Origin of the sequence: Pararhizobium sp. PWRC1-1, from assembly GCF_049897905.1 — a bacterium.
Taxonomy (GTDB): domain Bacteria; phylum Pseudomonadota; class Alphaproteobacteria; order Rhizobiales; family Rhizobiaceae; genus Pararhizobium.
On record NZ_JAFCXE010000053.1, the window covers coordinates 1 to 8,829 of the forward strand.

Annotated in this window: 10 protein-coding genes and 1 pseudogene; 2 read left to right on the forward strand and 9 right to left on the reverse strand. The window is 57.3% G+C overall.

The features are described 5' to 3' along the window. The 8 genes and pseudogenes from ACP7E0_RS34555 to ACP7E0_RS34590 form a co-directional block, all read right to left on the reverse strand. A pseudogene (locus ACP7E0_RS34555) lies at positions 1-71 on the reverse strand (GNAT family N-acetyltransferase); the annotation flags it as partial. A 261-nt stretch (positions 72-332) separates the two neighbouring features. After that, the gene (gene msrQ, locus ACP7E0_RS34560; protein ID WP_426131840.1) at positions 333-971 is read right to left on the reverse strand and encodes a protein-methionine-sulfoxide reductase heme-binding subunit MsrQ; all 639 of its coding nucleotides are present in this window, start codon (positions 969-971) and stop codon (positions 333-335) included. After that, on the reverse strand, positions 971-1,918 hold the full coding sequence (gene msrP / locus ACP7E0_RS34565) for a protein-methionine-sulfoxide reductase catalytic subunit MsrP (protein WP_426131842.1): 948 nt from the start codon (positions 1,916-1,918) through the stop codon (positions 971-973). The genes msrQ and msrP overlap by 1 nt, the downstream gene beginning before the upstream one ends. A 516-nt stretch (positions 1,919-2,434) precedes the next feature. Continuing rightward, positions 2,435-3,103, reverse strand: coding sequence for a permease (locus tag ACP7E0_RS34570; protein ID WP_426131844.1), 669 nt, complete (start codon positions 3,101-3,103; stop codon positions 2,435-2,437). A 509-nt stretch (positions 3,104-3,612) separates the two neighbouring features. Continuing rightward, positions 3,613-3,918 (reverse strand): tyrosine-type recombinase/integrase, encoded by a 306-nt coding sequence (locus ACP7E0_RS34575; protein ID WP_426131846.1) that lies wholly within the window; start codon positions 3,916-3,918, stop codon positions 3,613-3,615. A gap of 34 nt (positions 3,919-3,952) precedes the next feature. Further along, positions 3,953-4,513 carry a tyrosine-type recombinase/integrase gene (locus ACP7E0_RS34580; protein ID WP_426131848.1) on the reverse strand — a complete coding sequence of 187 codons (561 nt, stop codon included), beginning with the start codon at positions 4,511-4,513 and terminating at the stop codon, positions 3,953-3,955. Between the two features lie 158 nt (positions 4,514-4,671). Beyond that, entirely contained in the window at positions 4,672-5,202 is a 531-nt protein-coding gene (locus tag ACP7E0_RS34585; protein ID WP_426131850.1) for a dihydrofolate reductase family protein, read from the reverse strand. A 358-nt stretch (positions 5,203-5,560) separates the two neighbouring features. After that, entirely contained in the window at positions 5,561-6,253 is a 693-nt protein-coding gene (locus ACP7E0_RS34590) for a winged helix-turn-helix transcriptional regulator (RefSeq protein WP_426131852.1), read from the reverse strand. Between the two features lie 161 nt (positions 6,254-6,414). Between ACP7E0_RS34590 and ACP7E0_RS34595 the strand changes: the two genes are divergently transcribed. Continuing rightward, positions 6,415-7,572: an acyl-CoA dehydrogenase family protein gene (locus ACP7E0_RS34595; RefSeq protein WP_426131854.1), complete on the forward strand. Its 1,158-nt coding sequence runs from the start codon at positions 6,415-6,417 to the stop codon at positions 7,570-7,572. Between the two features lie 308 nt (positions 7,573-7,880). On the opposite strand, the gene ACP7E0_RS34600 is transcribed toward ACP7E0_RS34595, so the two are convergent. Further along, positions 7,881-8,375 (reverse strand): GyrI-like domain-containing protein, encoded by a 495-nt coding sequence (locus ACP7E0_RS34600; RefSeq protein ID WP_426131856.1) that lies wholly within the window; start codon positions 8,373-8,375, stop codon positions 7,881-7,883. Between the two features lie 289 nt (positions 8,376-8,664). Here ACP7E0_RS34600 and ACP7E0_RS34605 point away from each other — a divergent pair, with 289 nt between their 5' ends. Continuing rightward, positions 8,665-8,793, forward strand: a complete 129-nt coding sequence (locus ACP7E0_RS34605) for a hypothetical protein (RefSeq protein WP_426131858.1) — start codon at positions 8,665-8,667, stop codon at positions 8,791-8,793. Positions 8,794-8,829 lie beyond the last annotated feature (36 nt).

Here is an 8,829-nt window from a genome sequence, read left to right on the forward strand (position 1 = left end):
GCCAGCACGACCGTTTCCACCGCTAGATCTTCCTCGGCCGCGGCCATAACCCTCACTGTTGGTGATTTCACAGTACCCTCCTGTCATAGGTGGTCCGGCGAGGCGCCCGCGCCCGTTTTTGGCTACGCATCGTAACTCGGATGGCGTGGGAGCGATAGCGGTTGCTGCTGGCTCAGCGGTACTGGGTCGGTGGCTGAAGGGCGGTTATCCGATATATTCGCCCTAGAAGAGACTCTCTGCCGCCGGCCCTAACCCAGACCACATTCAGGTCCGGGTTAGAAAATTTGAGACGGATGGACGTTGTAACAACAGGGTCCACGGTTCTGATGCCTTCAAGGCGTAACTGTTTGGTAACGGCGCGGTTTGCGGCTCCGCAGAATCGGTCGTGCGCTGCGATAGAGGATCAATGCGATGATCAGGCCGATGTAGATGAGTTGTTCCATCAAAAAGATTTTCGTCGACAGGGCATAGTGAAGCACGCCGCATACGGCAATAATGTAGATCAGGCGGTGCAATCTGATCCAGTTCACACCCATGCGCCTTATCGAAAACCTGTTCGAGGTAAGTGCCAGCGGTATCAGCATCGCCAGACCGGCCATTCCGAACATGATGAACGGTCGCTTGAGCGTGTCGTTCACGACGGCGGTGACGTCCATGGCCTGATCAAGCACGAGATAGACCGTGAAATGAAGGACGATGTAATAGAAGCACAGCAGCCCAAGCGCCCTTCGATACGCGATGAAATTCCAGCCGATCAGGTCGCGAACAGGCGTCACGGCCATCGTGAGGATCAGAAACCGCAATCCCCACAGTCCCAGAAATAATTCAAACGTCTTAACGGGGTCGGCGCCCAGCCCGCCTGTGGCGCCGAGGTAAAAATACCATACGGCAGGTGCCAGCCCGGCGACATAGGTAGCCCAGATCAAGGCCGGTTGCCATTGTTTCCAAGAGCTGCGCCCGGTCGGCTTCATCAGTAGTTCGCCCGCAGGTCCATGCCCGCGTACAGGCCCGCAATCTCGTCGGCATAACCGTTGAAGGGAAGGGTCGGATGGCGGCCGGTGTTGAAAAATCCGCTCTCACCGATACGCCGCTCCGTTGCCTGACTCCAGCGGGGATGATCGACCTTCGGGTTCACATTGGCGTAAAAACCATATTCCTGCGCATTGGCAACCTGCCAGGTGTTCATGGGTTGCGTGTCTGTCAATGTGATGCGGACGATAGACTTGATCCCTTTAAAGCCGTACTTCCAAGGGACGACGAGCCGGATTGGCGCGCCGTTCTGGTTCGGCAGCGTTTCGCCGTACAATCCCACGGCCAGGAGCGTCAGGGGATGCCGAGCTTCGTCAAGGCGAAGTCCTTCCACATACGGCCAAGGCAAAGACTGGAAGACGCTTTTCTGTCCCGGCATTTCGTCCGGGCGAACGACGGTCTCGAAGGCGACGTATTTGGCGTTGCCGAGGGGCTCCACTTTGTCCAAAAGAGCGGCAAGCGGAAATCCATTCCAGGGGATGACCATGGACCATCCCTCAACGCAGCGCATCCGATAGGTTCGCTCCTCGATCGGAAATTCCTTCATGATCTGCTCGACATCGAAGGTGCCGGGCTTGCCCGCCATGCCGTCAACCGTGATCGCCCAGGGAAGCGGTTTGAACGCACCGGAAAGAGCTGCCGGATCCGCCTTGTCGAGCCCGAACTCATAGAAGTTGTTGTAGGTCGTGACATCCTCGCGCGGTGTCGGCATTTCATCGACCTTGTAGATGCTGGGCACTGTGGAAAGCGGTGAGGCTTGCGCTCCGCGCGCAGACAACAGCGACATCGCGCCAAATACCCCGGCCGCAAGAAATTCGCGGCGTTGCAGATAGACAGCGCGAGGAGTAATTTCGGAAGTGGCAATCTTCAGAGGACGATACGCCGGCATTGTTGATCCTTCGGTCAAGTTGAGCGACGACGGTGCAACTGGGGCAGCGTGCCGTAAACGCTGTTATGCTGGGTATTGAATAAGAAGAAACCCAATTTTTCGTGCGCGCAGCGTGATCGGGACATGAAAAGGGGGCCAGTGGTCGGTCGGTTACCGCGGGCAGAACCTGTATCCATCAGCAAGGGAACAGGAGGGTGTGAATGTCCAAAGACGCGGCTGCTCACACCCAACGACGCTCAATGCATCGCGACGACCGGTTGTTGATCTTATACACCTCAACCGCGGGCGCTCTCCCGCGCAGCGGGTTCGTTCTTCGGCCCCAAACCGGTCACTCATCCCACCCAAGACTTTGGCGCTATTGGGACAAGTATGACAATAGAGTGGTTGGTTCGATTCCACTTGGGGCGAACATCTGCTGGGATGTCATTTCTGTCGGTTACTGATCGCATCCTGATCTCCCCGCTGTCGTACTCAGGGCGTTAATACGGGTGCCTTGTGAAGCACGCCATTTTGCAATTAGCTGGGCGCCATGTTCTTGGCTTCCAGGCCAATGGTGACGGCAAGTAAGAGTGCGACGACGGTAGCACATAGGAATGAGATGGCAAAAGCGCCGGTCGCTTTCACTGCTCCCATGTTCAGGCTGAACCACCTGATCTCAGCTTGAGCGTACCAAAGTGTAGCAACCAGCATTGTCAGGATGCCGACCGTGACGCCCTGTGCGTGCGGCATGAACAGGAAGTCAAATCCCAGACCGACGATGAAGGCAAATGGAGCCGCAACATAACACTGGCTGAAGAAGGGTGGGCGCAGAGTGTTTCGGGTTATCCTGGTCGACCGAAGGCGCAGCGTAGTGACAGCCATGGACAGCGGGAAAATCCCGAACACCACGCCACGCGCGATCAAAAGGTTTGACCCGGAGCCAAGCTCCTTGGCAGCAACCGTGGGATCGTAAACAGACGGAAAGGCGGCTGCGACCCCTTGTGACAGAAGAAGCGTTATCAGAAGGAAGAGGGGAGGGCTCAAGGTATCTTCGTACTGATCCTCGGGTCTGTCGGCCAGCTCGCTGTCGGCATACCGCATCATGCTCAGCGGTTTCACGACGGAACGCCACATCGTTAGCGGATAAAACAGCAGCCAGGATATTAGTTCGTAAAGCAGCTCTTCTAGCGACTTCAGCAGTCTCATAAAGTCCAAGGCGACCTCCTGTTTGTGCCGGATAGACGCTTAACAGAGCATCCCGACAGCGTAAGTGTGATCGCGAAAGACATTATCGCGCTGGTCGCTCATGCAATCCGCAAAGGCTCACACGTCTGCAGGGAACTTTTGCAGTGGATATCCCCTTCCTGGCGTGGTCCAACAGCGCCAGATTTGGGCGATCCGCTTTTCCTCGACCTGGGAGGGACGCATGCGAGATCGCGCGTTGTTCGACCTCGCAATCGACAGCAAACTGCGTGGTTGCGATCTGGTGAAAGTGAAAATCGGATGAGTGGAAATTCGAAGCCGTTCCATGGTCATCCAGCAAAAGACCGGCCGCCCGGTGCAGTTCGAAATCACGGCGGACGTGAGGGTGGGTGACCGCAATTGGTCTACGACGCGAAGACCACTACCGCCGACATCACCTTGAGCTGGGCCAAGCTGAGCTTCCCCATGGGCTTTCCGATAGGTCGGCCCACCTCGATCGAGGTGCGCATGGCTCAGCCGTCGGGCGTCTTGCCTTCCATAAGTGCCATCAGCCGGTCGAGCGGCCCAGCGACCGCATGGATCGTCCGGGTAGTAACCTTGGGATAGAGCGCGGTTGTCTCCAGCTTGCTATGTCCGAGCAGAACCTGGATGACCCGGATATCGGTGTCATCCTCCAGAAGGTGGGTGGCAAAGCTGTGCCGTAGGGTATGCGGACTGACGCGCTTGTGTATACCGTCGACCAGCTTCCTGAACGGCGCGATGCAGTTGCCGCGACGAGATCGGGTTGGTGCGACTGCGTCCCGGAAACAGCCAGCCATGAGGTAGCATCACGCCGCGCCGCTTTCCTTCGCGCTACCACAGTCGCAACAGTTCAAGAAGTTGCGGGGAAAACATGGCATTGCGATCCTTGCGACCTTTGCGTTGGTCAACGCGGATCAGCACGCGTGTCGAGTCGATGTCATCGACCTTGAGATGCGCGACCTCCGAGACGCGCAAGCCCCCGTCATAGGCTACGCCAAGCGCCGCTTTGTATTTGATGCCTGGCGGCGTCTCGAGCAACCGTGCAGCTTCCTCCATGCTCAGCACATCGCGTAGCTTGCGTGGATTGCGGGTGATCACCAGCGCTCGCGCCATATCCCGCCGTTCTAGCGTCACCGTATACAGAAAGCGCAGCGCTGAAACCGTGCCGCTGATCGTCGCCGGGTCCACACCGTTCTCATGCTGATACAACTGGAAATGCCGTATGTCAGCGACCGTTGCGCTGTCAGGGGCACGCCCAAGAAACGTGACAAAGCGCCGGACATGACGGATGTAGTCCTGCCGAGTGTGGGATCCCAACCCCCGCATTACCATGTCTTCTTGCATGCGTTGGCGATGCGGTGTGGTCCGGGTATTGTTGGAGAAGCTGGCCATTGAACGTTCCTCTCGTTGAAGGGAACTCCATGGTCAGGCAACACTTAGAACTCAGATAATCACACCAACCTCACCGCGCACGCCCTCCCGCGAAGCGGGTTCGTGCATGAGGTGGTGAGCGGACCGGCCGCTTATGGATAAAGCCCTGAAACCAGACATCAGGGAACGTAGCTCAGCCGAATCACCCTGTCATCGATTTGTTCACTGCTGGCGAGGCGCAAGGGTGGGCGAGCCGCAGCGAAGAAAGGGGTACCGTGGCCAAGGACTTCTGGGTGCAGATAGATGCGGTACTCATCAATCAGCCCTAACTCGGCCAGGCGTTGAGCGAGCTTGGGTCCGCCCACCTCGATCTCACCGTGCACCTCGGCTTTGAGCCGGCGCACTTCCCCTTCAAGGTCGGGACCGAGGAGCGTGGCATTGGGACCGACAATCTCCATTGTGCTGGAGACCACCCACTTCGGTGCCTTGCGCCACGCCACGGCAAAGGCCTGGTGGTCCGCATCCCAACCGGGCTGGTCCTGGTCCCAATAGCTCATGACCCCATAAAGAAGGCGGCCGTAAAGGCTGCCGGCAAGGCCATTCGTCTGGTCCACAAAGTGACGAAAAAGTTTGGGGCTGGGCGGTGTCATCCGATCATGGTCGACATAACCGTCCAACGACTGATTCATCCCAAAGAAAAGCCTAGCCATCCGCGCCTCCCAATGCTGACCGACATCGCGTCACGCCGGGTTCAGTCTTTGTCGTATCTGTGGTAGCAGTCAGTCCGACAGAAACAACTCCGATTTTGCAACCAGTTGTGACGCGATGAGAGTTAGACCCTCGGGATGCCCAATCAGCCTGACAAGTGAGACCTTCGGTGTGGAGCCTTATCATCTTGAGTGACTCCATGTTCGGCGGTCGCCGCCGCAGCTTTCGCTCTTTCTGACCGATTGTGACCTGTTCCCCGATCTCCTCGACGCGGTTCGCGAGAAGCGTGAAATAGGTCGACAGATCGATCCCAAGGCCTGCAAGCGGGATGTAGACGGGCGATCGACCGCCTTCGATGGTTCAAGCCCTCATCCGGGGGGTTTTGGCGAACACACTAAGACCGAGCCATTCCTGCATGTCGCGCGCGAGACCCCTGTCCCCTTCAAGTTTCAGCGTTTCTGCATCGGTTTCCTGACGTATGGTCGTGAGGCCCATCCAAATTGCGGTCATCGAACGGAGCGACCCTTCGACGAGAAGGTCTACATCATAGCCCGGATCGAAGTTACAGAGATCGACTTTTCCGTTTTCGACCACAAGCCACCAGCTCTTTTGCGCGGCAGAAAGTTCCGGGTACAGAAACTGTATCGTACAACGGCGGGTCGGAAGTATACTTGTATCGAGGCTCCGCCGCATGTCCCACATGAGCAGAGAAGGGTCGAGATTCTTCAAGGAAAGTCGCGATTCCATCCACCGTTGAGCCCAATTTCCGAGACCTATGATCAAAGGTCTCAATTCTTCGCCCGCTGCCGTGAGTTGGTAATCGGTCATGCCGTTCGCACTCCTTGTCACCGTGATGACGCCCGATTGTTCCAGTTCTTTCAGTCGTTTTGACAGGAGCGCCGGGGACATTTTTGGCAGGCCGCGACGCAACTCATTAAAGCGCGTCGATCCGCAAAGTAACTCGCGGACGACTAAGGTCGTCCAACGCGAGCAGAGAATTTCCGACGCCATTGATACCGGACAGAATTGGCCATAGCCGTCACGCTCTACCATATGGACCTCCAACAGTCGGGATCAGGCACGATATTGCAAAACAACCCGTCCTCCAAACGCTCCTTGCCTGGCCCGCAACGGAGTTCAGTACAGTTCGTGTACTAGCCGCAAGTGTGAAACGAGCGCAGAGTTTCAATCCTCACGAGATAGGAGGCATTGATATGCTCGGGCTTACAGAACCAAAACAGAACCTTGGCGACGGTCTGACCATTGTCGAACGAACCAATTCGGTCCTGCCCACCATTGCGCAACGCGCCGCATCGATCGACGAGAGTGACACCTTCGTCGCCGAGAATTACGCGCTGCTAAAGGAATTTGGCCTCGTGCGGGCAGGCGTTCCAATCGAATTGGGCGGGCTGGGCGCGGAAGTGCCCGAACTTTCCGAGATGCTCAAATCCATTGCTCGTGCATGTGGGTCGACTGCGCTTGCCTTTTCCATGCATACCCATCAAGTCGCCATCCCCGCCTGGCGCTGGCGGCATCAAAAGGTGGCGGGGGTGGAGCCGCTCCTGAGACGTGTCGCATCGGAGCAAATCATATTGCTGTCGAGCGGCGGATCGGACTGGATCAGCGGATCGGGCACGGCCATGAAAGTTGATGGCGGATACCGGATCACCGCGCGTAAACGCTTCACTTCCGGCGCGGCGGCAGGAAAAATCCTGATGACCGGTGCCGTTTATGAAGATCAGGACGGCGCGCGCTCCGTCATTCATTTCGGCGTTCCGATGGCATCGCCAGAGGTTTCGATAGAGGATACGTGGCGAACACTTGGAATGAGGGGAACTGGGTCAAACGATATCATCATCGAAAACCTCTTCGTGCCGGATGCGAGTGTCGCATTTTCCAGAAGCGCGGGGCAATGGCATCCAGTATTTCAAGTCATCGGCATGATCGCGTTTCCTCTGATCTACGCGGTCTATCTTGGCGTCGCCGAGAGCGCCCGCGACATCGCAGTCAAGATGGTCCGCAGCAAGGCCAACAGCGATCATCTGATCGAGTTGGTTGGGCGCATGGAAACGTCTCTGAGGGCCGCACAGATCGCGCATCGCTGGATGTTAGAGGTGGTTGCTCGAAACGAACCGTCCGCGGAAACCGTCAACGAGGTTATGATCGGCCGTTCCTTGGTCGCGCGGCACGCTATCGAGGTGACGGAGCTTGCCATTGAGGTCGCGGGCGGCGCGGCATTCTATCGAGAGAACGGGCTGGAGCGCTGCTTTCGTGACATACAGGGCGCTCGCTATCATCCGATGCAGCCCGGAGCCCAGGCGCTTTACGCGGGTTCATTCGCACTCGGACTTCCCACCGAGAAGATTTTCTAGCGCCTGGCGCAACGACGAACTCAGCGGAATCATAGGAAGGTGGGCTAGTTTGATATCCAGAATCCGAATGGATGAGCCCGCCAGCAGGGACGACAAAGCAACCTCTTGTCCGCTTCGGGCAGACTGCGGAAATGATTTCCGCTTCGCGCCTTCATCTCGGTCATAGAGGCCATCGTCGCGCCTGCCTGAGAGAAGACGTCGCCAACGATGGGTTGGACGACGTAATTGCACCCCAATAGCAGACGTTCCGCCGAGGAAGCGAAAAATTCCTGCGCCGTCCGGGTCACGGAAGACCGGCGTTAAAGGAGTCAAACGTCAGCCAACTTGAACAATAGCGTGGTTACGAGCTTGTTAGCGTCAGGTTCGATGGAAGGGTTATTGTCGTGTACTTCTAGCCGACACGCGAACAACTCCCCTGCCTCGGTGCTGGCGGCATCCCACTGCAGCCCTTTTTCCTTCGCCCATCCGACGAGCATGGCGGTGGCATCGTAAAGACCCTCATACGATCCAGTATATGTCATACGGACGAATCGCCCTGCGGGAAGAACACCTTCAACCAGGCGTCCCGACAGGGGAATGGGCGCATCAGTGGTCATGCCGGTCTCGATCTCGAGGCGCGGCATGTCGACGAGGTTGAACTTGATGAACTCCATGCCATCTGGCTCGGCATGCGCCCGTGCAAACGCCTGGAACAGTTCGTCAAAGGCCGGATCGACTTCTTCAGCGAACGGGATGACCACAGGCAAGCGGACAGCGATGTAACGCTGCTCCTCCCGCTCAACAATTTCTGGTATTGTCAGCATGAGCTTCTCCGTTCATCCAAGGAATGGACGCACGAACGTTTATCAGTCCGACAACATCGATGGCAAAATATATCGCAACCTGAAAGAAACATTGTAGGAAGTTGCGATCCCAGGATGGGGCGGCTGCTTTGGGCCGCGAGGCGTCTTCCGCTTCGCGCCCTCATTCCGGCCTTTAAAATAGGCACTGGAGTATGCCACAAGCCGCCATCCGGGTCGCTGGTTGATGGCTGCAGATTAACCTGCAAGTCTGCCAACACCGCCTTCGACCTTCGCCACCACCCTTCGATACATGAAGCTGCGCATCGCTGCCTTTGCCGCACTGCCTGTCGAAAGCCTGGAGCATCTGAGCCTGACAGCGAAGCTGCACGATATCGGACAGATGGAAGGCACGTCCACCCAAAGGTCCGACGTCGCATGAGCACCCCGGTCGACATCGTCATCTATCACAATCCCG

Coding starts and splice junctions, on each gene's coding strand:
- msrQ (WP_426131840.1), bottom strand. CDS start 971: ATGAAGCCGACCGGGCGCAGCTCTTGGAAACAATGGCAACCGGCCTTG.
- msrP (WP_426131842.1), bottom strand. CDS start 1,918: ATGCCGGCGTATCGTCCTCTGAAGATTGCCACTTCCGAAATTACTCCT.
- ACP7E0_RS34570 (WP_426131844.1), bottom strand. CDS start 3,103: ATGAGACTGCTGAAGTCGCTAGAAGAGCTGCTTTACGAACTAATATCC.
- ACP7E0_RS34575 (WP_426131846.1), bottom strand. CDS start 3,918: ATGGCTGGCTGTTTCCGGGACGCAGTCGCACCAACCCGATCTCGTCGC.
- ACP7E0_RS34580 (WP_426131848.1), bottom strand. CDS start 4,513: ATGGCCAGCTTCTCCAACAATACCCGGACCACACCGCATCGCCAACGC.
- ACP7E0_RS34585 (WP_426131850.1), bottom strand. CDS start 5,202: ATGGCTAGGCTTTTCTTTGGGATGAATCAGTCGTTGGACGGTTATGTC.
- ACP7E0_RS34590 (WP_426131852.1), bottom strand. CDS start 6,253: ATGGTAGAGCGTGACGGCTATGGCCAATTCTGTCCGGTATCAATGGCG.
- ACP7E0_RS34595 (WP_426131854.1), top strand. CDS start 6,415: ATGCTCGGGCTTACAGAACCAAAACAGAACCTTGGCGACGGTCTGACC.
- ACP7E0_RS34600 (WP_426131856.1), bottom strand. CDS start 8,375: ATGCTGACAATACCAGAAATTGTTGAGCGGGAGGAGCAGCGTTACATC.
- ACP7E0_RS34605 (WP_426131858.1), top strand. CDS start 8,665: ATGAAGCTGCGCATCGCTGCCTTTGCCGCACTGCCTGTCGAAAGCCTG.